At 41.5% G+C, this 24508-nt stretch carries 23 protein-coding genes; 9 read left to right on the plus strand and 14 right to left on the minus strand.

From position 1 onward, the window contains the following. Positions 1 to 50: 50 nt before the first annotated feature. Positions 51 to 449: an aspartate 1-decarboxylase autocleavage activator PanM gene (gene panM, locus EAE93_RS18965; protein ID WP_110091355.1), complete on the plus strand. Its 399-nt coding sequence runs from the start codon at positions 51 to 53 to the stop codon at positions 447 to 449. Here panM and EAE93_RS18970 read toward each other — a convergent pair. Continuing rightward, on the minus strand, positions 437 to 1576 hold the full coding sequence (locus EAE93_RS18970) for a glycerate kinase (protein WP_214040317.1): 1140 nt from the start codon (positions 1574 to 1576) through the stop codon (positions 437 to 439). The genes panM and EAE93_RS18970 overlap by 13 nt on opposite strands. Before the next feature lie 332 nt (positions 1577 to 1908). Between EAE93_RS18970 and EAE93_RS18975 the strand changes: the two genes are divergently transcribed. Further along, positions 1909 to 2289, plus strand: a complete 381-nt coding sequence (locus EAE93_RS18975) for a DUF2599 domain-containing protein (RefSeq protein WP_052105782.1) — start codon at positions 1909 to 1911, stop codon at positions 2287 to 2289. Between the two features lie 250 nt (positions 2290 to 2539). On the opposite strand, the gene rpoH is transcribed toward EAE93_RS18975, so the two are convergent. The 4 genes from rpoH to ftsY all read right to left on the minus strand — a co-directional run bounded on the left by rpoH (position 2540) and on the right by ftsY (position 6889). Further along, on the minus strand, positions 2540 to 3397 hold the full coding sequence (gene rpoH, locus EAE93_RS18980; RefSeq protein WP_036776026.1) for an RNA polymerase sigma factor RpoH: 858 nt from the start codon (positions 3395 to 3397) through the stop codon (positions 2540 to 2542). A 428-nt stretch (positions 3398 to 3825) separates the two neighbouring features. Then, a complete protein-coding gene (ftsX, locus tag EAE93_RS18985) occupies positions 3826 to 4800 on the minus strand; it encodes a permease-like cell division protein FtsX (RefSeq protein WP_036809356.1) in 975 nt (324 codons plus the stop codon). Further along, positions 4793 to 5458: a cell division ATP-binding protein FtsE gene (gene ftsE, locus EAE93_RS18990; RefSeq protein WP_036809359.1), complete on the minus strand. Its 666-nt coding sequence runs from the start codon at positions 5456 to 5458 to the stop codon at positions 4793 to 4795. Before ftsE ends, ftsX begins: the two co-directional genes overlap by 8 nt. A gap of 6 nt (positions 5459 to 5464) precedes the next feature. Next, a complete protein-coding gene (gene ftsY / locus EAE93_RS18995) occupies positions 5465 to 6889 on the minus strand; it encodes a signal recognition particle-docking protein FtsY (RefSeq protein ID WP_036809361.1) in 1425 nt (474 codons plus the stop codon). 158 nt (positions 6890 to 7047) lie between these two features. On the opposite strand from ftsY, the gene rsmD reads away from it, so the two are divergent. From rsmD to EAE93_RS19015, 4 genes are all read left to right on the plus strand, one after another. Beyond that, positions 7048 to 7632, plus strand: coding sequence for a 16S rRNA (guanine(966)-N(2))-methyltransferase (gene rsmD / locus EAE93_RS19000; protein WP_214040318.1), 585 nt, complete (start codon positions 7048 to 7050; stop codon positions 7630 to 7632). A gap of 22 nt (positions 7633 to 7654) precedes the next feature. Then, positions 7655 to 7918, plus strand: a complete 264-nt coding sequence (locus EAE93_RS19005; RefSeq protein ID WP_036809366.1) for a DUF1145 family protein — start codon at positions 7655 to 7657, stop codon at positions 7916 to 7918. A gap of 255 nt (positions 7919 to 8173) precedes the next feature. Then, a complete protein-coding gene (locus tag EAE93_RS19010) occupies positions 8174 to 8800 on the plus strand; it encodes a lysoplasmalogenase (protein WP_036809370.1) in 627 nt (208 codons plus the stop codon). A gap of 144 nt (positions 8801 to 8944) precedes the next feature. Continuing rightward, positions 8945 to 11224 (plus strand): zinc/cadmium/mercury/lead-transporting ATPase, encoded by a 2280-nt coding sequence (locus EAE93_RS19015; RefSeq protein ID WP_214040319.1) that lies wholly within the window; start codon positions 8945 to 8947, stop codon positions 11222 to 11224. 151 nt (positions 11225 to 11375) lie between these two features. Here EAE93_RS19015 and tusA read toward each other — a convergent pair whose 3' ends face one another. Beyond that, positions 11376 to 11630, minus strand: coding sequence for a sulfurtransferase TusA (tusA, locus tag EAE93_RS19020; RefSeq protein ID WP_065391681.1), 255 nt, complete (start codon positions 11628 to 11630; stop codon positions 11376 to 11378). A 187-nt stretch (positions 11631 to 11817) separates the two neighbouring features. Between tusA and EAE93_RS19025 the strand changes: the two genes are divergently transcribed. Then, positions 11818 to 12492 carry a 7-cyano-7-deazaguanine/7-aminomethyl-7-deazaguanine transporter gene (locus tag EAE93_RS19025; protein ID WP_214040320.1) on the plus strand — a complete coding sequence of 225 codons (675 nt, stop codon included), beginning with the start codon at positions 11818 to 11820 and terminating at the stop codon, positions 12490 to 12492. Positions 12493 to 12576: 84 nt separating this feature from the next. Here EAE93_RS19025 and fucR read toward each other — a convergent pair whose 3' ends face one another. The 4 genes from fucR to fucP form a co-directional block, all read right to left on the minus strand. Then, complete coding sequence (gene fucR / locus EAE93_RS19030; RefSeq protein WP_105398389.1) at positions 12577 to 13278, minus strand: L-fucose operon activator; 702 nt, start codon at positions 13276 to 13278, stop codon at positions 12577 to 12579. 220 nt (positions 13279 to 13498) lie between these two features. Continuing rightward, positions 13499 to 14938 (minus strand): L-fuculokinase, encoded by a 1440-nt coding sequence (gene fucK, locus EAE93_RS19035; protein ID WP_214040321.1) that lies wholly within the window; start codon positions 14936 to 14938, stop codon positions 13499 to 13501. Between the two features lie 53 nt (positions 14939 to 14991). Beyond that, positions 14992 to 16770 carry an L-fucose isomerase gene (gene fucI / locus EAE93_RS19040; RefSeq protein ID WP_214040322.1) on the minus strand — a complete coding sequence of 593 codons (1779 nt, stop codon included), beginning with the start codon at positions 16768 to 16770 and terminating at the stop codon, positions 14992 to 14994. A 39-nt stretch (positions 16771 to 16809) separates the two neighbouring features. Further along, on the minus strand, positions 16810 to 18120 hold the full coding sequence (gene fucP, locus EAE93_RS19045) for an L-fucose:H+ symporter permease (RefSeq protein WP_214040323.1): 1311 nt from the start codon (positions 18118 to 18120) through the stop codon (positions 16810 to 16812). A 465-nt stretch (positions 18121 to 18585) separates the two neighbouring features. Here fucP and fucA point away from each other — a divergent pair, with 465 nt between their 5' ends. Next, positions 18586 to 19236 (plus strand): L-fuculose-phosphate aldolase, encoded by a 651-nt coding sequence (gene fucA, locus EAE93_RS19050; RefSeq protein ID WP_110087207.1) that lies wholly within the window; start codon positions 18586 to 18588, stop codon positions 19234 to 19236. A 324-nt stretch (positions 19237 to 19560) separates the two neighbouring features. Beyond that, entirely contained in the window at positions 19561 to 20661 is a 1101-nt protein-coding gene (locus EAE93_RS19055) for a glycerol dehydrogenase (RefSeq protein ID WP_214040324.1), read from the plus strand. A gap of 198 nt (positions 20662 to 20859) precedes the next feature. Here the strand turns inward: EAE93_RS19055 and EAE93_RS19060 are convergent, their stop codons facing one another. From EAE93_RS19060 to EAE93_RS19075, 4 genes are all read right to left on the minus strand, one after another. Further along, the gene (locus EAE93_RS19060; protein WP_110091346.1) at positions 20860 to 21441 is read right to left on the minus strand and encodes a tetratricopeptide repeat protein; all 582 of its coding nucleotides are present in this window, start codon (positions 21439 to 21441) and stop codon (positions 20860 to 20862) included. After that, positions 21438 to 22568: a hypothetical protein gene (locus EAE93_RS19065; RefSeq protein WP_250151100.1), complete on the minus strand. Its 1131-nt coding sequence runs from the start codon at positions 22566 to 22568 to the stop codon at positions 21438 to 21440. The genes EAE93_RS19060 and EAE93_RS19065 overlap by 4 nt, the downstream gene beginning before the upstream one ends. Positions 22569 to 23027: 459 nt before the next feature. Then, a complete protein-coding gene (locus EAE93_RS19070; RefSeq protein ID WP_214040326.1) occupies positions 23028 to 23459 on the minus strand; it encodes a DUF29 domain-containing protein in 432 nt (143 codons plus the stop codon). A 192-nt stretch (positions 23460 to 23651) separates the two neighbouring features. Then, the gene (locus EAE93_RS19075; protein ID WP_046396013.1) at positions 23652 to 24083 is read right to left on the minus strand and encodes a DUF29 domain-containing protein; all 432 of its coding nucleotides are present in this window, start codon (positions 24081 to 24083) and stop codon (positions 23652 to 23654) included. Positions 24084 to 24508: the final 425 nt, after the last annotated feature.

The raw sequence follows: 24508 nt of genomic DNA on the forward strand, positions 1-24508 counted from the left end.
TTACACGACGCTCCATTGAGCTATTCAACTAAAATTAATATGGGAAAACCATGAAGCTAACTATTGAACAACTTACTGTTTTATCAACACAAGATACGATTGATCTGAAAAAAATATGGCCTCAGCAAACACCTGAACAGTGGCAAATCTATCTAAAAAACGACAATAAACTGTTCGCTGCTCGTTTTAATGATAGATTACTGGCCGCAGTAAAAGTGACTTTCAGTGATCAATCCGGCCTGCTTAAAGATTTATGTGTCCGTGAAATAACACGCCGCCGGGGAGTGGGTTTATATTTGATAAATGAAATAAAAGCTCAACATCCCACCATTAACCAGTGGAAATTAAACCTTGAAAAGTTCTCCAATGCTAACGAACCGGCATTAAAAGGTTTTATGAGTGCCTGTGGTTTTTACTACGACCCCAAGTCAAATTCTTATTCTAGCTGACCCATTTTCCAGACCGCCGCCACATTGCGGGCAGTCACCCTCAAATTCTCATGCCCGCAAGCAAGAGCATCAGAAAGAGAACAAACGCCGGGCATAATTGAGAAAACGGCATCCAATCCGTGCTCATGAACGATGCTATAGTTCTGACTTATACTGCCAACCAATGCGATGGTTGAAATAGCATACTTTTTGGCGATACGAGCAACACCAATCGGCGTTTTACCGTAAATAGTCTGGCTGTCCATTCGGCCTTCACCAGTAATAACCAGATCAGCGCCTTGGACTGCCTTTTCCAATTCCAGCGTGGAGATCACAATATCAATGCCCGGTTGCAATTTAGCGTCCAGCCAACCCAGTAAAGGAACGCCCATTCCCCCTGCTGCTCCTGCACCGGGTACGTCAATGACCTTATTGCCGGTCAGTAATTCAATTTTCTCACCATAATGGCGCAGAGCCGCGTCCAATTCTTTTACCATCTCTGGCGTCGCCCCTTTCTGTGGCCCGAAAATAGCAGATGCGCCAAACTCACCACATAACGGGTTAGTCACATCACAGGCGACGATAATTTCAGTCTGTCTCAAACGCGCATCCAAACCAGAAAGATCAATTTTAGCAAGCCGACTTAACGCAGCCCCGCCAAGCTCCAGCTCTTTTCCATCAGAATCAAGCAAACAGGCCCCCAACGCCTGCATCATACCGGCACCGCCATCATTAGTCGCACTACCGCCAATCCCTAAAATTACCTTTCTGACACCTTTATTTAAAGCGGCCAACATCAGCTCACCGGTACCATAAGTCGTAGTTATCAGCGGATTGCGCTTTTCCATCGGCACCAAATGCAAGCCAGAAGCCGCCGCCATTTCAATAACAGCGGTTTCTCCATCACCTAGTACGCCGAAAAAACTATCCACCGGCTGATTTAACGGACCAGTAACCGACAGGTGTACAACTCTCCCATTGGTGGCTGCAACCATCGATTCAACCGTACCTTCACCACCATCTGCCATCGGCAATTTAATGTATTCGGCTTGTGGATAGATTTCCCTAAATCCTTGCTCTATCGCTTCAGCGGCCTGTAAGACGCTGAGACTTTCTTTAAATGAATCAGGCGCAATAATAATTTTCATAGATCCTCCGCAAGGAAACCCTCGACTTTAGAGAGTGTCGCAAAAAGCCAGCATTGAAAATAAACCCACAGATTGTGTATAAAAAGCCCAGGGCCTATGTGGCGCCAGACTAGGCACCATACTGGCCAGCGGGATCTGATAAATTATGATCCAATAAAACCAGAGTGATCCACAATGTTTCATGTGTGACATTTAATGTACATAATGTACATAATGTACATAATGTACATATGGTAAAAAAATATTTTTCAATATTATAATCATAAATGGGTATGCCCATTATAACTGGGTATGCACATTGACCACAATTTATGGGTAATTTAGGAGGTGATATGAAAAGAATAGGGTTTGTATTGTTGGTGTTATTCTTCGGCATGGCTGTTTTCCCTGCGAGCGCTAACAATGGGCACAGTAACTGCCGCCACGGGCCGTATATTGAATCGGGCAAGTGGATAAAGCGCTTTGGCAAGATGACACTGGCGGTTGTGCCAACCAAATGTGGCCGCAATCTTCACTTCGGTAGAACCAATGAGGCATTCAAAGAACTAGAGCGTAAGTTCAGCAACAGCCCACACTGGTACAATACGAAAGGTATGCGTAATCAGTTCGACTGCCACGTGGATATTGCCCGTAACAAAGATAAATGGAATCTCGATCCTTACCGTAAACATGTGGGGTATAGAGCAACGAAAAAAGCTGGCTGCAATCCATAATAATATCGTAAAAAAGGAGCAAAGGAGCTGAATCAGCGCCTTTGCTTTTCTGGCGATGCTCCCAATTTAGCAAAAACCGCCGTAAGCCTTCGTCCAGTGCGAATGGGGATCGTAACGCCTGCAAGACACATATTTCATAGAATTAACTGAGTGAGATGACAACTGTGAAAAATGAAATAAAAAAGGCGATAAACCATTATCGCCCTTTTAATTTATTCATTGTGAATGCGTTAACGCAAAATCACGCTATTTATGCCTCAATGGCTACACGCAATTTTTTCATGGCATTTTTTTCAAGCTGACGTACACGCTCCGCAGAAACACCATATTTATCCGCCAGCTCTTGCAGGGTAGATTTATTGTCATCATCTAACCAGCGGCAACGGATAATGTCCTGACTGCGCTCGTCTAAACTTTCTATCGCTACCGATAATTTATCAGCCGCATGGTTTTCCCAATTGTCCTCTTCAATGCCGTCTGCAAAATCAGAAGCTTTATCTTGAAGATACAGCACTGGCGCAACCGGTTGACCTTCCTGACCATCATCATCGGCAGACATATCAAACGCCATATCCTGCGCTGACATACGAGATTCCATCTCACGCACATCTTTGCTGGTCACACCAAGTTCTTTGGCGACCATTTCTACTTCGTCCTGATTGAACCACCCTAAGCGCTGTTTAGTTTTACGCAGGTTAAAGAACAGCTTACGCTGTGCTTTAGTTGTTGCAACTTTAACAATACGCCAATTACGCAGTACATATTCATGGATTTCAGCTTTAATCCAGTGAACGGCAAAAGAAACCAGACGCACCCCAACTTCCGGGTTAAAACGACGTACTGCTTTCATCAAGCCAATATTCCCTTCCTGAATTAAATCCGCCTGAGGCAGCCCATAACCAGCATAGCTACGAGCGACATGAACAACGAAGCGCAGATGAGACAGAATCAGCTTCTTAGCTGCATCCAGATCTCCCTGGTAATGCAGCCTTTCAGCCAGTTCCTTCTCTTCCTCTGCTGTCAGCATTGGATAGGTATTAGAGGCACGGATATAGCCCTCCAGACTTCCTTGAGGAACTAACGCTAAGGTTTGCATTTCTTTGGCCATTCAAATCCTCTCAAATAAGGCTCAAATCGTTAGTATGGATTAGATTACATCTATGAACCAACGTTCAACATACAGCGGTACAGTCTATCACCAGAATGTGCATATTCAAGTTACAGATCTGTGGAAGAGTATAATTTCAGCACCGACCATCCCTATAACGGGATCGCAGAACAAAAAATAACAGATAGTTTTATATCTATGCAACTAACTTTATTTGTACTATCTCCGACAAATATTAATTCCATTTCATAAAAGCGCCTGTCAGGTTCACTGAGAGAGTACAAGCACCTTTTTAATTAATTCTACACAGTAGAAAATCATGATTTTGGATTTAAGTCAGTGAATAAGAAATTCTTACTAAAGAAAAAAGGAGATGATTATTGCGTTGTCAGGCTGATATCGATCAGCCTGTTGAAAAGATTACCGTTTTATTCTGGCGTAAAATGGCGCAAATGCTGAGTTGTCGCCAACCAGGCAGCGGCCCAACCAATCATCGCGGAGAGCAAAACCAGCAGCAGGGACTCATCCCATGAAAGCCCATGTAAATTAAATGTCGTGCCAAACACGCTGGCAACCTGGGTGACAACATCAGAAAGCTTCCACACCAACAGGGCAGACAAAATTAACGATAAAATTGCCCCCAAAGCCCCCAACAAAACACCACCATTGAGGAACGGGCGCAAAATAAAGCCATCCGTCGCACCAATAAGCTTCATCACGTTAATCGTATCACGATGACTGAAAATAGTGAGACGCACACTATTACCAATGACCAAAAACAACGCAACGATCATCAGAATACCGATCACTGTCGCAATCTGACCGATAAGACCTGTCAGCGCTGCCAGACGAGCAAACCAGCTATCATCCATCCGAACTTCTTCAATACCTTTAACCTGAGAAACTCTGTCACGCAGCGTGGTTAACGTCTGTGAACTCTGAAAATCGATTTTCGGTGTGATAATAGCCACCGCAGGCAACGGATTCTCTTCCAACATATCCAGCGCGTTACCAAAACCAGACCAGGCGCGGAATTCTGTCATGGCTTCCTGACGCGAGAGATAGTTGACATTATCCACACCATCAAGTGCTTTCAGCTCAGTTATTAATTTCTGAGCGCCGCTATCATCGAGTGACTTATCGAGATAGACCGTCAGTTGAGGGGTAGGATACCATTTTTCCGCAGCCTGGCTGACATTCTTCCATACAATGTAACAAACACTTGGTAATGTCAGGGAGATCGCAATCACCATCATGGTCAACAAAGTTGCCAACGGCTGACGTGACATATCTGTCAGCGTATTCATCCAAGCATAACGCCACTGCTCACGCCATCCTCCTCGTAAAACTTTACTTTTCGATCTTGTTACTTTCCCCGCAGCCTTACGCACATTTTTAACCATGATGCTCTCCCGCCATACGGCCCTGGCTTAGAGTCAGAATACGATATTTCCGTCTTTCAATCAGTGTCATATCATGGGTCGCCATCAGCACTGTCACCCCTACCCGATTAAATTCTTCAAACAGTCGCAAAATCCCCTCTGACAACTCACCATCCAGATTACCGGTAGGTTCATCCGCCAACAAAACTGTCGGCTTATTCACAACCGCACGAGCAATGCCGACACGTTGTTGTTCTCCCCCTGAAAGCTGAATTGGGAAATTTTTCGCTTTGTCCAGCAGACCCACCTTATCCAGAGCCGCAGAAGTCCGACGACGGATATCTTCCGAACTGGCGCCTGAAATAATCAGCGGCATTGCCACATTATCGTATACCGTCCGATCCAGCAGCAGATGATGATCCTGGAAAATCATACCAATCTGACGACGCAGAAAAGGTACCTCACGGCTTTTTAACCGACTGATATCATGACCGGCAAACCAGATATGCCCGGCGCTAGGTCGCTCGATGCCACAGATGAGTTTCAGCAAGGTACTTTTACCTGCCCCTGAGTGACCGATTAGAAATGCCATTTCCGCAGGACGCAAATGAAAATCCACCCCTTGCAGGGCTTGCCGTCCCCCCAGATAAGCTTTACTGACCTGTTCAAAGCGAATCATAGGTAATTAATCCTCTCGGGCAAAAAGTGCCTCTATAAAGTCGTCTGCCTTAAATGGCCGTAGATCTTCAATTCCTTCACCAACCCCAATATAACGGATAGGAATTTCAAACTGATCAGCAATGGCGAAAATTACCCCACCTTTGGCAGTACCATCCAATTTTGTCAATGAGATACCTGTCAATCCAACAGCTTCATGGAACAGTTTAGCCTGACTTATCGCATTCTGACCGGTACTGGCATCCAATGTCAGCATAATTTCATGTGGAGCATTTTCGTCCAGTTTTTTCATCACCCGGACAATCTTCTTCAATTCTTCCATCAGGTGAGATTTATTTTGCAAACGACCGGCGGTATCTGCAATGAGTACATCTACACCTTTAGCTTTAGCTGACTGAATAGCATCGAAAATTACGGAAGCAGGATCTGCGCCTGTATGTTGCGCTACCACCGGAATATGGTTACGTTCCCCCCACACCTGTAGCTGTTCAACAGCGGCTGCACGGAAAGTATCCCCGGCTGCCAGCATGACAGATTTACCTTGTGCCTGAAATTGACGAGCCAATTTACCAATTGTCGTGGTTTTTCCCACACCATTAACACCAACCATCAGAATGACATACGGTGTTTTTCCTTCAATGTCCAAGGGCTGATTCACTTTAGTCAGAATATCAGACATCTCTTCTTTTAGTTTGGCATACAAGGCTTCTGCATCTTTTAGCTCTTTACGGCTGGCATGCTCTGTCAAACTGCTAATGATTTTACGGGTAGTATCAACACCAACATCGGCAATTAATAACTGCTCTTCCAATTCATCAAACAGATCATCATCAATCTTTTTACCACTGAATAGGCTAAGAAAACCGGACCCTAGATTCTGACGAGTTTTAACCAAACTGCGTTTCAAACGAGAGAAAAAGCCCTCTTTAGTCGGGCGCTCTTGCTCTTTTAATATAACCGGCTTTGGCTGTTCAGTTTGTATCTGCTCCTCTACCAATCTTGCAGCTTCCTCTGCAACACGTTGCTGTTCTGCCTGCTCCTCCGCCAACCTTGCAGCTTCCTCAGCTAAACGCTGTTGTTCTGCCTGCTCTGCCGCCAACCTTGCGGCTTCCTCGGCAACACGCTGCTGTTCTGCCTGCTCCGCCGCTAACCTTGCAGCTTCCTCAGCAACACGCTGTTGTTCTGCCTGCTCTGCCGCCAACCTTGCAGCTTCCTCAGCTAAACGCTGTTGTTCTGCCTGCTCCGCCGCCAACCTTGCAGCTTCCTCTGCAACACGCTGTTGTTCTGCCTGCTCTGCCGCCAACCGTGCAGCTTCCTCAGCAACACGCTGCTGTTCTGCCTGCTCCGCCGCCAATTGTTCTTCTTTTTGCTGCTCTTCCTGACGGCCACGCCCGAACCAGGAGAAAAAGCCTCTTTTTTTCTCTTTTGCCATTAGCCACTGCACTCCTCAAGGTTAAATCATGGCGTTACAACAAGGAATAATAACGAAATTAGAGTCAGTCTAACATTTTCGTAATAGCTCAACACATATCAATAATGAATTTCATGGTAAATTAATGCCTGTAAGTCTTAACAATTGTTACTCAAATTATGGCAAAGAAATCACAACGGCAATCGATGGGACAAATCCGTATTATTGGCGGAAAATGGCGAGGCCGGAAATTACCTGTACCGGATAGCCCCGGATTACGTCCAACGACAGATCGCGTCAGAGAAACGCTATTTAACTGGCTAGCCCCGGTTATTCAGGAAGCACACTGCTTAGATTGCTATGCAGGAAGCGGAGCACTTGGATTAGAGGCACTTTCTCGTTATGCAGCACAAGTTACCCTGATTGAATATGAACGTAATATAGCCAAACAGCTTTCCACGAATTTGGATTTGCTCAGTGCCCAAAATGCCAAGGTCATTAACGACAGTGCATTAACCTATTTATCTCAATCAGGAAAACCCTACGATGTCGTTTTCCTTGATCCTCCTTTTCGTAAAGGAATGCTTAGCGAAACCATAAAATTGTTGGAAGAGCAAAATTGGCTGGCAGATGAGAGCTGGATTTATGTTGAATCTGAATCTGAATCAACGGCGATTGATGTGCCTGTTAACTGGCAACTTCATCGTGAAAAAGTCGCCGGACAAGTCGCATACCGGCTCTATATCCGTTATTTACCTGCATAATGATTACCTTGGAGTAACACTGATGTTTATTCAATTGGGCAAACTGTTAATGATCTGCGTTTGGGGATTTCTGATCTTTAACCTGATCCATCCATTTCCAAAACCATTGAAGTATTTTATGGATGTCGCCATGATTTTCATGGTGGTCATGCATGCATTTCAAATGCTGCTTCTGAAAGCCAGTCAGCCAAAAGAGCAAAAACTCTCCAGCCTGATGCAAACCAAAATCTTCTTTTTTGGTGTCTTTGAGCTACTGTCAATGCAGAAAAAACAACGGAAAGAGTAAAAGCCATCACCTCAAATAGTGGTCACAGCCCCACAACACCCGGAAAGTATATACAATTATGTGAGGAATGATTCATTTCATTCCCCTTTCCGGTATGAGTCCAAAAACTGTCGCCATCTATCTCAAACAGATAAACCATTTTTTAATTCACTGCCTATTTCCGCACAGATACTTAAACCAATCATCATTATTTCAGTATATATTTTGATAGTAAGAGAGCAGACCCCTTATCCATCACTTATTTAAGGAACGAAGATGAGCTGGCCATTTATCGCAGTATTTTTTTCTGGTTGGTTGTATGTTGACGCAGCTTACCGTGGTCCAAACTGGCAAAGGTGGCTATTTAGGCCAATCACTTTGCTATTGTTGTTATTGTGGGCATGGCAAGCACCTGAGCTGCATATTTCAGGCTATTTAATCTGTCTTGGGTTATTGACTGCTTTAATATCAGATGCTCTGCGTATGCTCCCCAGTAAGTATTCACTATTCTCTCTAAGCACATTATTCCTCTGTTATCTGCTCTACACGATAAGCTTTGTATTGCAGATGAATTTCAGTTTCTTCTTCCCGTTGCCATTAATTTTACTGGTTCTGGGTTCCATTATTCTGCTGGTCATTTGGAATAAACTGGAGGAGATGCGCTGGCTGGTTGTCGCCTCAGTCGTTATGCTCCTGATAATGGTGTGGATGGCAGGTGAACAATACTTCTCCCTTAATACAGCGTATGGTTTCTCTCTGTTAGCAGGCACTATCTTGTTGTTACTGTCACACAGTTTCTGGCTGATCAACAATTACCGCCTCCAATTCAAATCTTCTAAGGCGATTGTAGCAACCTGTTATTTTATCGGTCATTTTCTAATTATTCGTTCCCTTTATCTTTAAGAGAAAAATTATATTGAAAATGAACAGCCGTACTCAGTCGCACAATTTACCAATTTATTTTCTTTTTTTGTTTGACTCTAGAGTAGGCTCCAAAGTGTAGAGTTTGCTCATTATCTTTGAGTTAACTCTGTTCAGGGGGAGTCCATGTACTCAAATTCAAACAAAAATAGTGCTCATCAACATAACCACCAGCATGGAAGCTGCTGTGCGACTACCGCTTGTTCAGATCAGGCTAAAAAAGTTAGTGAGCATTTACATAATCATGAACATGGTAAGGATTGCTCACATAAGCATAACCATTCCCATGATACACAAGAGACACAAGCACCTGAGCTTTTGGCAAGCCAACGTTTCAGTTGGGTTGTTAATGGTATGGATTGTCCAAGCTGCGCCCGCAAAATTGAAACCGCGGTCAGCAAAATTCCAGAAGTGAAACAAGCCAAGGTTCTATTCGCCACAGAAAAACTAGTCGTGGATGCGGACACAGATATCCGTTCGGCAGTTATTCAAGCCGTTAATCAGGCTGGATTTTCTCTACGCAATTCCGATTCAAGTCAGAAAGCAGCAAAAAGCAGCCTCTGGAAAGAATTTGCCCCGATCATCACTCTTTCACTGATGATGCTGATAAGTTGGGGAATCTCTCACATCAATCCCTCATTTGGCCGTATTGCCTTTATTATCACCACCGTGATTGGATTGGTGCCTATTGTTACCAAAGCCTGGCAGCTCATACGATCAGGCACGCCATTCGCCATTGAAACATTGATGAGTGTTGCCGCCATCGGTGCGCTGTTTATCGACGCCACCGCTGAAGCGGCAATGGTATTGCTACTGTTTATGCTTGGTGAAATGTTGGAAGCTTATGCTGCCGGCCGTGCTCGTCGAGGGGTTAGTGCATTGATGGCATTGGTGCCCGAAGAAGCATTACTGGTAAAAAATGGTGAGAAAAGAACTGTCCCAGTTTCAGACCTTCGTCCCGGCGATATTATTGAGATTGCTCCCGGCGGACGTTTACCCACTGACGCAGAATTACTCAATTCATTCGCCAGCTTTGATGAAAGCGCGCTGACAGGCGAATCTATTCCGGTTGAACGAATGCAGGGCGAGAAAGTTCCGGCAGGTTGTTTGTCCGTGGATCGTGCCGTCCAAATGAAAGTGCTGTCCGAACAGGGCAACAATGCCATTGACCGTATTCTGCAACTGATTGAAGAAGCCGAAGAACGCCGCGCACCGATTGAGCGCTTCATTGACCGTTTTAGCCGGATTTACACTCCGCTGATTATGCTGTTCTCTGCGCTGGTTATCATTATTCCACCGACTGTATTCAGCCAACCTTGGGAAACATGGATCTACCGTGGTCTGACTTTACTACTGATCGGTTGCCCTTGTGCTTTGGTGATTTCCACACCCGCCGCAATTACCTCTGCCCTTGCAGCCGCAACCCGCCGAGGTGCCTTGATTAAAGGCGGTGCGGCGCTGGAGCAATTGGGACTAATCACCACAATCGCTTTTGATAAAACCGGTACGCTGACCGCCGGTAAACCACAAGTCACAAATGTACAACCAGTAGAAAACATCAGCGAATCTCAGTTATTAACTTTGGCTTCCGCTGTAGAAAGCGGCTCTCACCACCCACTGGCTAAAGCCATTTTGCAATATGCAGAAAGTAAACAGGTTAATATTACCGAAGCTGAACAGCGTAAAGCGTTGGCGGGGATTGGTGTTGAAGGTCAATTAGACGGTAAGCGAATTCTCGTCAGTGCGCCCGGAAAACTGCCAGAAAACACGTTATCTGATCATTGGAAACAAAAAATTGTTCAGTTAGAAGATTGCGGTAAAACCGTTGTTGCCGTGATGCATGATGAACAATTTACTGGCCTTATCGCAATGCAAGATACGTTACGTCAAGATGCAATTGATGCTATCCGTTTACTAAAAGATCAAGGGATTAAATCAGTGATGTTGACGGGGGATAACCCACGTGCAGCAACGGCAATTGCAGGTCAATTAGGAATAGATTTCCGCGCCGGGCTAATGCCGGAAGATAAAGTCAAAGCGGTCATTGCATTGAATAAAGATCACAACACAATGATGGTCGGCGACGGCATCAATGACGCTCCCGCAATGAAAGCTTCCAGTATCGGAGTAGCGATGGGAAGCGGTACTGATGTCGCTCTGGAAACCGCAGATGCGGCATTGACTCACAACCGTCTGACAGGTTTGTCGGAAATCATCACCCTTTCCCGCGCAACGCATAATAATATCCGCCAAAACATAGCTATTGCCTTGGGACTAAAAGGTATCTTCCTTATCACCAGCCTATTGGGTATTACAGGCTTGTGGATGGCAGTACTGGCGGATTCCGGCGCAACCGCTCTTGTGACGGCAAACGCGGTAAGGTTATTAAGGATTAAGCTGAAATAACGAAAATTGCCTAGCTATTATAAGGATATGAGTCTTATTTCCGGCTCATATCCTGTACCATTAGCAGGATGAATTCAGTGGTGAAAGCCCATTGACGTTCGAAGGCATGGTAAAAAACAAAAGCGTTCATTTCTCAACTTGGCTGCTATATTCAGAGTTGGCTCTCTTTTTTCCGCACCAGATAGCGATAAGGCATTTGTTCCGTTTCTTGCGCAACCAATTGGTGCTCCATAAAACGGCAGAAACTGGGAATATCACGCGTAGTTGCCGGATCATCAGCAAGAATTAATAACATCTGCCCTGCTTCCATATGACGCACGGTTTTCCGTACCATCATCACTGGCTCAGGACAGCGAAGCCCCTGTGTATCAAGGGTCTTGTCTGGATTAATAAACACATCGGGCATAACTTATCTCTACAATTTCAGGCAATCTATGAAACTGGATTATATTATAAAAAAGCTAGCAAAAATTAACTTTACATACAGGCATTTTGAATTTGTGTACAACCGACGTATCATGTGAGGCGTCGTCAGTTAAAACGGCAGATATTTGATTGGGTTCCCTCACCCCATGTTCCAAAAAGGTACAATAATGTTTTTATCAACTACAATTACACAACAGCGCACTACCACTTTAATTTGGCTTTCGCTATTTCATATTCTAATTATTATTTCCAGTAATTATCTGGTGCAACTCCCCGTCTCTATTTTCGGTTTTCATACCACCTGGGGAGCCTTTACTTTTCCATTTATTTTTCTTGCAACTGATTTGACGGTTCGTATCTACGGCGCCCCACTGGCAAGGCGAATCATTACCACCGTTATGCTCCCCGCATTGCTGATCTCTTATATGATTTCTGCCCTATTTTTCCAAGGCGTGTGGCAAGAGTTTACCGCGCTGCTTGAATTCAATCTGTTTGTTGCCCGTATTGCCTGCGCCAGCTTTATGGCTTACTTCCTTGGGCAGATACTGGATGTATACGTCTTCAATCGTCTACGCCGGAGACGTAATTGGTGGGTCGCTCCCGCAGCAGCGATGTTCTTCGGCAACTTACTTGACACCCTTGCCTTTTTCTCTATCGCCTTCTATCGCAGTACCGATGCTTTTATGGCTGCTAACTGGATCGAGATTGGGTTAGTCGATTACTGCTTTAAGCTATTAATCTGCTTACTCTTTTTCCTACCCGCTTACGGCATTTTATTGAACCTAATCCTCAAATATTTCTTTAACTATCAAACTAATAGTACCTATATTCAAGTACGCTGATTTTTATACGCCCGACAAATACCTGTCTCTTAATCAGATCGCCTGATTAAGAGATTGGACAAGGTAATAGCCTGCCACCTTGCCCTAATAATTCGATATTATGTCAGTGATATTACTACGATTTCCTATTCTAATTTCGCTTTTTCGGTTAATTTTACTCTTATCAATTAGCAAAATTGATTGTAATGCTCGTTTTATAAGAATCTCTTTAAATTCCGCATTATCAATATTCGAATCCCATAAATCACCATTCGCATCAATGCCATCACAGGAAAAAATAAATAGATCGATCTCTAGATTTTTCAATTGTGTAATAAGTGATGAACTAATATAACAAGCATATTTACGATGCAGCACTCCCCCTGAACTGATTAATTGAATATTTTTCTTCTTTGATAATTCATGACAAATACGAATGCTATTGGTAAAAATAGTAATATTAATATCAGGAAGTTGCTTTGCCAGATACCAACATGTTGAACTTGCATCAAGTGCGATTATCATTCCTTCGTTTATCCAAGTCACAGCTTGCTGAGCAATAAGTGATTTACTCGAAAAATGGCTTTTAACCCGCATGTTAAAAGGATCACCATTATCCTGTGTTTCCCTGTTTAAACTTTTTGCTCTCCCATGCAGACGAAGAAGATGACCATGCTCTTGGAGAAATCGCAAATCTCGGCGTATTGTCTCTTTACTTACTTGCAAAACTACGGAAAGTTCAGTGGTTGTTAACGATTCATGGTGATGGAGAAGATCCATGATTTTTTGATGACGTTCATTTCTCATAAAGGAATCCCTTTGATATTGGGACAGAATAGGATGATTCTGCCCAATATCAGCATTAGAAAACCACGCCTTGTTTAGCAATATATTTCCACATTTAGCCGTTTTCTCTGTGACGATGATAGCAAAAACGTTACCATTTCCTACTTTAACCGGCATGTTTAAAAGAGATGGCGAGAAGAAATAAATAGGACAATTGTCTTTAACGGAAGATGACCTATTCCTATATAAAACTTTTAGCTAATGAATGATAAGCTTCTTGGTGCTCACCAGGTGTATACAGTTCATAGCGATAAGAAAACTGCTCACGAGCCTTTTCTGACGATTCATAGCAACCGATACCAAACCAAGCAAAGAAAGAAGCGCCTAATACCGTCGTCTCAGATTCATTAACGACTTTTATAGGTAGGTTTAAAATATCTGCTTTTATTTGATTCCAAAGATAATTTCGGCTACCGCCGCCCACTAATATCAACTCCTTAGTATGAAATCCGCTGATTTTTTCCAACAGAGATAGGTTTTGTTTTAATTGATATCCCAATGCTTCTAATGCGGCACGATAAAAATGACGTCGCTCAGTATTTAACGTTATTCCACACCATCCCGCCTCGGAGGTTAATAAACGACAATTCATTCTTAAGTTATTAGCGCCGGGAGGAACAGATAAAGCTTCATGGATCATTTGAAAATAAGCATCCGAAGGAGAAATTCCTTGCCAAAAAAGCTGTCTGATCCATTCAAGTATTCCAGAAGCCAACCATTGTAATCCTGGATTAAAGACCCCTTTTCTTGCATCCAATTCACATGTAGAGCCAGTATAATGAGGCAAGATATGGGTATTCACATGAGAAGTACGTACCATCAGAATTTCCCAAGTGCCGGAAGATAAAACAGGTTGATTCAAACCCGCACCTGAGCCAAATAAAGCAAATTGCGTATCATGTCCAGAAGAAATCACTGGAATTCCCGCAGGCAAGCGAAATTTTTTAGCTATCTCTGATGTCAAAGTACCAATTTGTTCACCGGCAGCAATTAGTTCAGGAAATAAAGTCTCTGAAATAGAAATCGCATCTAAAATATCCCCACTAAACTGCTCCTTATGAATATTTAGCAACTGACTAGTCCCGGCCATCGTTCTATCAGTTGACATCACTCCTGTTAATCGATAATTAATTAAAGAAGAAATAAATAACCATGCATGGGCTTTATCGTAGAGAGTAGGATGATTTTCCTTTAACCAAATTAATTTATAAAGCGTATTAAAATTAAATTGCCCGACACCGGATATCGTTTGCAATTTCTCAGCGGAGAAGTAACGCTCAATATTTTCAACAATAGGGATTGTTCGTGGACACTTCCAACTAATTATTGGATAAAGTAGTCCACCCTTTGCGTCGACCAATGTTCCATCAACACCAAAAGTCGTCACCGTTATTGCACGTATCTTATAACCCGATAATTGGGGGATAATCACACGACAACAACCTGCCAACCGCTCTAAAATGGCATCCAGCGACCATATGTACCAATGAGGATTGGTTTTATCAGGCTCACTCGTATTCGGTGTTGACGCCTTTGCAATCACATCACCCTGAGAGTCAACCGCGATAGCCCGCACATTGGTGGCCCCACAATCCAAAACTAAAACCACATCTTGAACCATACGCTCTCCTGTCATGGAATAAGAGGCGGTACAATTCATACCGCCGGCAGCCACTATTTCTTATAGAGAGGACCATAGTTTTGACAGGCTCGGTAATCTGAACCCTCTGGCTCCATACCGTGCGCACTCCATGCAGAAGGACGATAAATGGCTTGCTCATCCACGTTATGCATACAAACTGGAATTCTGAGCATAGAAGCTAATGTAATGAAATCAGCGCCAACATGACCAATAGAAAGCACTCCATGATTAGCTCCCCAATTCGCCATAACGGAGTACACATCCTTAAAGGCGCCTCTACCGGTTAAACGCGGAACAAACCAAGTTGTCGGCCAGGTTTCATTTGTCCGCTTATCCAGAACGTCATGGATATCTTTAGGCAACTCCGCACTCCAACCCTCAGCGATTTGCAGGACTGGGCCAAGACCTTTAATAATATTGACACGACTCAGGGTGAAAGGAACGCCGCCTTTTGTTAAGAATTTGGAGGAGAAGCCACCCCCTCTGAAATATTCATGAAGCGCCGGGCGCCATTGCGTTGCAGCCAGACAAGCATCCACTTCCTCTGCGGTAATTTCCCAATGAGGCTTCATCGTAGGATAGCCTTGAGCGTCTTTTTGGCAACAAGTTCCATCCAGCGTCGCAGAGCCTGAATTAATCAGATGAATCACCCCATTTTCAGCCTGTCCCGTGAGTTTTTTGCCCGTAACACGCTCGACAGATTCTGGAGACCAGAAAGTTCGAACGTCAGCAAAAATCTGTGCCGTCCCTGTTAGCATATGGCCAAATAACATCGCAACGCCATTTAGACTGTCATTCTCAGTTGCGACCGTAAAGGGTTGACGGATGCCGTTCCAGTCAAATGAACTATTTAAAATCGCTTCCGCGGTATCACCATTAGGATATTGATCTGTCCAATGACGTTGCCCCTGAAAACCCGCGACAATCGCGTTGTAGCCGAGTGCTTCTTCGCCATACCCTTTTTCTTTCAGTTTTGGGTTTCCCTGCATCATGTCGCGAATGCAAATAGCCATGAGTAAACTTTCGCGAAGAACTTGACGACGACTTTCTGGTGAACGGTGATATTGTTTAGCATTCAGATCTTCACCATATTGGAAATAGTTATCTGCCCAAGATAAAGCAATCTCAAGTTCCTCTTCATCATATATTTGCTGATCAATACGACGGCGTAATTCTGTCATATCAACAGATTGGACTTTCATACCAAGCCAAGATTCAAAAAAATCATGATCAACAATTGAACCTGCGATGCCCATTGATGCACCGCCAATAGAAAGGTAAGTTTTTCCTTTCATACTAGCAACAGCTAATCCAGCACGAGCAAATCGTAGCAATTTTTCTTTGACATCATCAGGAATACGAGTGTCATCAGCATCTTGAACTTCATGTCCGTATATAGAAAAAGCGGGGATACCTTTTTGCGAGTGGGCGGCTAAAGCTGCCGCAAGGTAGACTGCACCTGGACGTTCCGTCCCATTAAATCCCCAAATAGCTTTTGGTCTTGTTGGCTCCATGTCTAATGTTTCACTGCCATAACACCAACACGGCGTGACGGTAATTGTCAGACCAATATTTAATGCACTGAATTTTTCATCACAAGCCGCAGATTCAGCAAGACCAGCAATACATGTATCTGCAATAACGCATTCAACAGGGGTGCCACAAGCATGGTAAATATGTCCAGTTAATAAATTAGCTGTCGCTTTTGCCATATTCAGGGTTTGCTCTTCGAGTGATTCACGCACTCCCATACGGCGGCCATCAATAACTGGGCGAATACCAATCTTGGGTAAATTCATATTCTTTCTCATGCGATTTCCTCCATACAAATAAAGTTGTTATTTGCTTTCTTAATTAAACGGATGACCAGGTAACGCATTCGCTCGGAATTTTGCGAAAATAAAGACCACAACAAAACAGAAAGCAGGCACAAGCTCAGCCGTAGGAATGTGGCCCACCGCATCACTGACAAATCCCATAATAGGCGTCACAATGCCACCTCCAACAATCGTCATTACAATAAGTGAAGAACCATATTTGGTATCCTGACCTAATCCTTTAATTCCTAATGAAAAGATAGTTGGGTATTGAATAGACATAAACATACTACAAATGGTCAATGCAATTAAGCCGATGTATCCCCCCACCAACGCGGAAATAACGCAAAGGATCATGGAGATCAAAGCATAACAAGCTAATACTTTTTCCGGAGAAAATCGCTTAACTAACCAAGTACCCGTCGATCGACCGATAAAGAAAAACACCATTGTCGCTGTCAGATAATTGGCGGCATATCCCGGAGTCATACTTGGAATTTCATCAACAGCATAACGAATCAGGTAACTCCAGCAAGCTGTTTGCGCACCGACATAGCAAAATTGCGCTAACACTGCCCAGCGCCAATGCTTGACTTTAATAAGGCGACCTAAAGACTCAAAGAATGGGCTGTTATTATCGTGCGTATCACTTTGTATCACTGGAAATTTAGTAAATAAAATCAAAAATGCAATCATTAAAACAGCAGCAGCGATAATCATATAAGGGGACTGTACCGCTAAGACGAGACTGTGATTATAAGTATCAAGTTGTTCAACAGTCATTTTATCAAGTGTTTCTTGGGGGAAATGAGGGACATCAGATAAAATTAAACTTTGCCCAAAAATAACGGCGACAATTGCCCCAAACGAGTTAAATGTTTGTGCCAGATTAATACGAAAATGTCCGGTTTTTTCAGGCCCTAATACTGTGACGAAAGGGTTAGCCGCTGTTTCCAAGCACCCTAACCCCGCAGCGATAATAAACAGCCCCACCAAGAATAGTGTATAACTCATCGCTTCTGCGGCAGGCCAAAAAAGGGCAGCACCAACAGCATAAAATAATAATCCAGTAATTATCCCTGCTTTATAATTTAACTTATTCATTAATATGCCAGCAGGAATAGGAATAATAAAATAACCAAAATAAAATGCCGATTGAATTAATCCCGCTTGGAAATTTGTTAAGACAAAAGCTTTTTGAAATTGAGGCAACAATATATCATTTAAGTTATTTGCCACAGCCCATAAAAAAAACAGAGAACATAAAAGAGTAAAATGGATTAAATAACCTCTGTTTTTTTTATTATCCCGCGTTATACTTGATTGCATCGATATATTATCCATAGCACCCTCATCTATCGCAGTTGATACTGTAAGTCTTCCATAATCAGTCGTATTTTTAGCTATCTATAAGATAAGAAAATGATCCCAATCACACTTATTTATTCATGCCACTAAATTGTGAACCTCATCACTAAAATAGATCCATTACACATGCCCGTTTATATTTTTTTTATTTAATTCGGTCATAAAGATGACCGAATAATCTTTTTTATGAAAAAACGGTCAATAAAACCAATAAATGACCGTTTGAGTTAGAAATGAAAAATACGGAATAAAAAAACAAATACAGATATCTTTAAAATACAAAAAGTGATGAAAACATTTGAACTTAATCACAAAAATTAAATTAAATATTTATTTAAAAACAACAAAGTATTACAACAAAAATAAATAGAAAACTTCATTTATTTATTTTTCATTGACTAACATAAAAGCATACTTCTAATTTAAACAAGGTAAATAATCATGAAAAGAAGTACATTATCTCGTGAAATTATTAATACATGCTTAGAAATGACGCGATTAGGATTAAATCAAGGCACAGCGGGTAATGTCAGTGTCCGCTATCACAATGGAATGTTAATTACACCGACAGGAATCCCTTATGAACAATTGACTGAAACACATATTGTTTATGTAGATGAAAACGGTCAACCTGAGGATAATAAGATCCCTTCGAGTGAATGGCGCTTTCATCAGGCGGTCTATCATGCCAGACCCGATGCCAATGCCGTTGTCCATAATCATGCAATTCATTGCACAGCGGTTTCTATTTTAAATAAACCAATCCCGGCCATTCATTACATGATTGCAGCAGCGGGAGGAGATTCAATTCCCTGTGTACCTTATGCAACATTTGGCACCAAACAACTTTCTGACTATGTATTTAATGGTTTTAAAAACAGAAAAGCCATTCTATTACAGCATCATGGGATGATTGTTTGCGAGGTTAATCTACAAAAAGCACTGTGGCTCGCGCATGAAGTTGAAGTGCTCGCTCATCTATATTTACAGACCCTGGCGATCCAAAATCCAGTTCCTATTCTAAGCCCGGAGGAAATAGCAATTGTGCTTGAGAAATTTAAGACATATGGCTTAAAAGTTGAAAAAAATTGAAAAAATAGGACCATTTTGTAGGCAGTCATTATGGCGCTAACTTCACCAAACGCAGCCAGGCCCAATGGAGAAGAAGGGCCTGTTCCAGTACAAAGATCCGGGCATAGATCAAAAAAACACACATTTCCTACTATAAAACGGGTATAACAACTTTATTTATCCATAACCAACCATTAATTTTTATAGATGGTGTTAGCCTGTTAAGTAATTTAAGTACTTTTTTCACCCAAAGACAGTTTACCGGTTTGTCACATTTTGTTCCCTGTTCGTTAGGAAAATTGATGCGACAAACAGATATTGAGTTTCCATAAAAGGAATATTCTTATGTTGAAAATTATTCAATCCCCCTCCAAATATATTCAGGGACCTGATGCCCTACTCCATATTGGTAAATATACAAAAACTATCGCCGACCACGTTTTGGTTATCATCGGTAATTCCGCGATGAAATTGGTGGGAGATACTATTCATAACAGCCTGGAACAGCATGATATTACTCGCCATTTTGAAGTTTTTGGCGGTGAATGTAGCCGGAATGAGATTAAACGCCTGTCTGACATTCTTAAAAAACATGAATGCCAAGCCGTTATTGGTATCGGAGGAGGCAAAGTACAAGATACTGCAAAAGCGGTTGCTTACGAATCCAGATTACCTGTTCTGATTGCTCCCACTATTGCTTCCACTAACGCGCCAACTAGCGCACTCTCTGTTATTTACAGTGATGATGGCAAATATGAAGACTATCAGTTTTTCCCAACAAACCCAGATATTGTCCTAGTCGATACCAGCCTTATCGCTAAAGCCCCAACCCGTTTTCTGATTGCCGGAATTGGCGACGCGCTGGCAACTTACTTCGAAGCCCGTGTTTGTGGAGACGGCCATAAACCTCGAATGACAGATGGTGGGATATCCCGTACCGCAATAGCCCTTGCTCATCTCTGTTACGAAACTTTGTTAGAAGAGGGCTATAAAGCAAAACTGGCTGTTGAAGCGGGCGTCAGTACACCTGCGGTGGAAAATGTCATCGAAGCTATTACTTACTTAAGCGGCCTGGGCTTTGAAAATACGGGAGTAGCCGCCGCGCATTCCGTACACAATGGCTTTACCGTATTAGAAGAATGCCACCACATGTACCACGGCGAAAAAGTCGCCTTTGGGATATTAGTTCAACTAATACTGGAAAATAGCCCAAATGAAGAATTAGACACTTTCCTTGATTTCTGTGTACAGATGGGACTACCGGTTACTCTGGATCAACTTGGGGTAAAAGATGGTGAAAAACTGAAAGAAAAAGTGATGGCAGTAGCGAAAGCCAGTTGTGCCGAGGAAGAAACCATTCACAACCTGCCTTTTGAAGTGACACCGGAAAAAGTGTACGCCGCTATTATGGCTGCTGACCGGATGGGACGCGACTGGCTGTATTAAGTTTAACAAGAGCGGGCAAATTGTCCGCTCAATTTGTTGACAAGGCACTGATTTTTTATTTAATCATTTGTTTTAATGAAGTCTCATTCATCAAACAGAGCCTGCCGCCATATTTAAGAACCCCGCCTCCCCAAATTTTTATTCCTGAAAAGATCTCATCACTTAAGTACTAACAGATTAACTCAAAATATAAATTCACTATTCTGATTTTTTCAACTTAATAACATCACTCCAATTATTAATAAGAAATGTGCATTCATGACATCCAATTTGGCTTCCTTTATTAAAATACTCTTTGGCCTTATTAAAATCTTGATTTACACCAATCCCATTTAAATAATTGGTTCCGATGGTGCGATAGCCTTCAAAATATCCACTTTCTCCAGCTAATTCGAAAAGTGCTCTCGCATCTGAGTATCTATTTTCATCCTCTAAAATAAATCCCAAATTAACCATAGATCTTAACTTATATTTATCATTTCTTGATATAGATAACTTATATCTTTTACTGGCTTCTTGACGATAACCTTCTGTTTGTTGTATTACAGCGAGCATCCAGTTTGCATCTATATTACCACTATTTGCTTTCTCTATTAACGCATGATATTCATCTTCATTTTTAGGCATTGGAATAGAGAATTCTGATAAAAAATCATCTGAATGATTGAAGACAATCGATGGGATATCTTGTATGTTAATATCTGAACTCTGAACAATAAAAGAAAAAAAGAATAGTGAGTAGAGAAAATATTTCTTATTTTTTACAAAAAAATTACTCATAATATAATCTCGCTAAAAGTATTATTTATCCCTATTATGTCAATATTTGAATTTAGTGACGCCATCTGTATGTTTTTATCCACAGCAAAAAACACATCCACTATCTTAGTCGTATCCCCATTATTCCAGAGTACTGAGCTTTCAAGCCCATGAATATTACCATTTATATCCTTGAATCCATTTTCTTTATAGGTAAGATTTATAGCAGAGATTCCTGATTCACTTAATTTATACAACTCTCCATTATCAGTTATACCATCTTTATTGGCATCAATCCATAACTCTAATGAATTCCATAGACTATCATTTTGATTAAAAATACCATCAAAATTATCGTCAAGATCTGCTAATGCAGCAAACCCATTTGCTGATTTGATTCCATTTTTTAATATAGAATTATTCCCAAACAACTCATTTCCGTTATTTATTTTTCCATCTCCATTTTTATCCCATACCAGAAATGCATTATTGGCTTCTATCCATCCTGAACTTTCAACAATACCATCATTATCATGATCAAAATATATAGAACCATTTTCCGCTATGGTAATAATACCATCGCCAGTTAAATCAATAATAAGTGGTGTCTCTGTACTTTTCTGATCTTCAACAATTTCTTCAAGATTATCTAATACGGCATTTGGACTCATTCCTCGTAATTCCTGAATGAAATCTATACCATGTTTATCATTATCATAATGTGAAACTCGAAGAATTGAGTTTACAAAATCTATACAGTTATTAGTAAGGAGGTTATAATTCGGCTTAAAATCATAGAAATTTCCATTTTTTAAATCAGAAATGTAATTTCTCATATTATGAACAACACTTTCTGAATATATTGGATATGTAACACTGGAAATTTTTGATTTATCGTATGCGATTGAATCTCTAAAAGTTATGTTCTCAACTCCTCCTACTTGCTTATTATCACCCAAGCCCCATCCGATTGATTCACCCTGAAATTCAACCCATACATGTCCAAAAGTAGATTTGCTAACGTCTCCTGCCGAATTAGTATATTTAGTACCTGAAGGCGCTATTTTTACTGTTATTGTTTCTACATACATTCCTTTAAAATTTTCGTTAAAAACTTTATCAACTAACCCATAGTCTTTACTTGGCATAGTTATTTCCTTATTGAAAACTTCCATGATTATCTTTGATAAATTAAAGAAAATACAATTTACTACAAATGGAAATAATTATCAATATCACTACCGAAATTTTATAAGTTTATATAAAAAAATCAAATTAATAATTTACTAATATTTTATCTTTATTATTATATTCTTCGACAAGAAATTAAAACTGTTAGCATTTTACTTCCGTTACTATTTTGGCTCCTACTGTTGCCTTGAGTACAGCCACAGCGATCACAATGAATTTTTCTGTAATTATTGATACGACAAAGGTCATAAAAATGAAAAAGAATCATTTTAGCTAATACAATGAGTATCCACTGAAAAGCAAATAATTTCTGTTAATACTGCTTGCAGTGAAGTGAAAATCAATCAACCACGTTGTTGAGCAACGAGAAAACGCACTGTTCAAAATCAGTGCGTTAGGAAAAAAATTTATCGAGTCTATTCAGGACAAAAATTTTCATCCATTATTTGCTCAAATGTCCAAGGACAAGTTTCAGGAAACATATTCCGATTAATTAGCGTTTCTTTTTCTGCTAATCGACGAGCAGCGATGTAAGCTTTTTCCAAATACTCATCCAACTTATTTTTCAAACTAGGAGATTCTTGCAAACAGTCAATTGCCTTATCACGTTGTTCTTCAATGGTCAGTTCCAAACTTCGCCCTCTGCGATCTGCCTGATATCTCCATTTCAGTAAGTGTGCGAGTAAAATTTCCAACCGGGATCGTAATTCTCTGCGCTCGCTTCTCCCCATAGCCTCAATTTCCTCAAGAAGATTTTCCGTATCCAACTGGCTCAAATCACCAGAACGAAGCAAGCCTGCCTGCTCTTGCGTCCAACCATAAAAATCGCTGTCATAACGTGTCGTCATGGTTCCTCCACTTGTATATCAGCTATACAACTGCATAAATTATGTGTCTGGCAGATTATTGGCATACCGTCAAAACAGTATATTTATCATCAAAATTGATTAGCAGCCCATTCACCATAAAGGTACAGCACAGTATTGCAGCTTAAAGCCGGTGGTTTTACCCTTTCATTTGGAAGAATAAATTTATCGAGTCTATTCAGGCCAGAAATTCTCATCCATTATTTGCTCAAACGTCCAAGGACAAGTTTCAGGAAATACACTACGCCTAATATTAGTTTCCCTCTCCGCTGCAATAATGGCATCACCATAAGCATCAGAGGAAATTTCGCTAAGTTCTGACTTTAAGCTGGGATTTTTTTTAAGACGACGGGCTATTTTTCTTCTCTGCTCTTCAATCGTAAGCTTCCAGCTCCGACCTTGCCGTTCAGATTGGAATTGCCATTTTAGGAGGTGAAGAAACAGTACCTCAAGACGAGATTCCAGCTCGTTTCTTTGGCTATTTCCCATACTTTCTATTTCCTCCGAAAGGTTTTCCCTATCCAATTGACTCAAGTTACCGGAACGAAGCAAACCTGCCTGCTCCCGAGTCCAACCATAAAAATCGCTGTCATAACGTGTCGTCATGGGTTCCTCCACTGGGTATATCAGCTATACAACTGTATAAATTATGAGTCTGGCAGATTATAGGCATACCGTCAAAACAGTATGTTTATCGTTAAAATCGATTAGCAGCCCATTCACCGTCAATTGAAACGTTTCCCTTGTCTGAAAGGATACACATATAGAAGATGCATAAAATCTACGGTTTTTGTTTGATAAAGAACAAAAACGAACCAAAAACGCTCACCAGCAATTAAGTAAAGCTCGTTATTGTGACAATAGTCACAATTTCATTGGTAAAGTACATTTTAAAAAGTTAACAAATCACTCAGAATTGTCGCCGGGGCAGAACAACTTTAACAACTGAGGGTTGTTTCACAGATAGGTTGGGTTATTTCTACTATCATAATTTTCGTTATGGAAAATAACCACTTACAAAACCTTTCATT

This window comes from Photorhabdus akhurstii (assembly GCF_018448925.1).
In the GTDB taxonomy this organism is placed as follows: Bacteria; Pseudomonadota; Gammaproteobacteria; order Enterobacterales; family Enterobacteriaceae; genus Photorhabdus; species Photorhabdus akhurstii.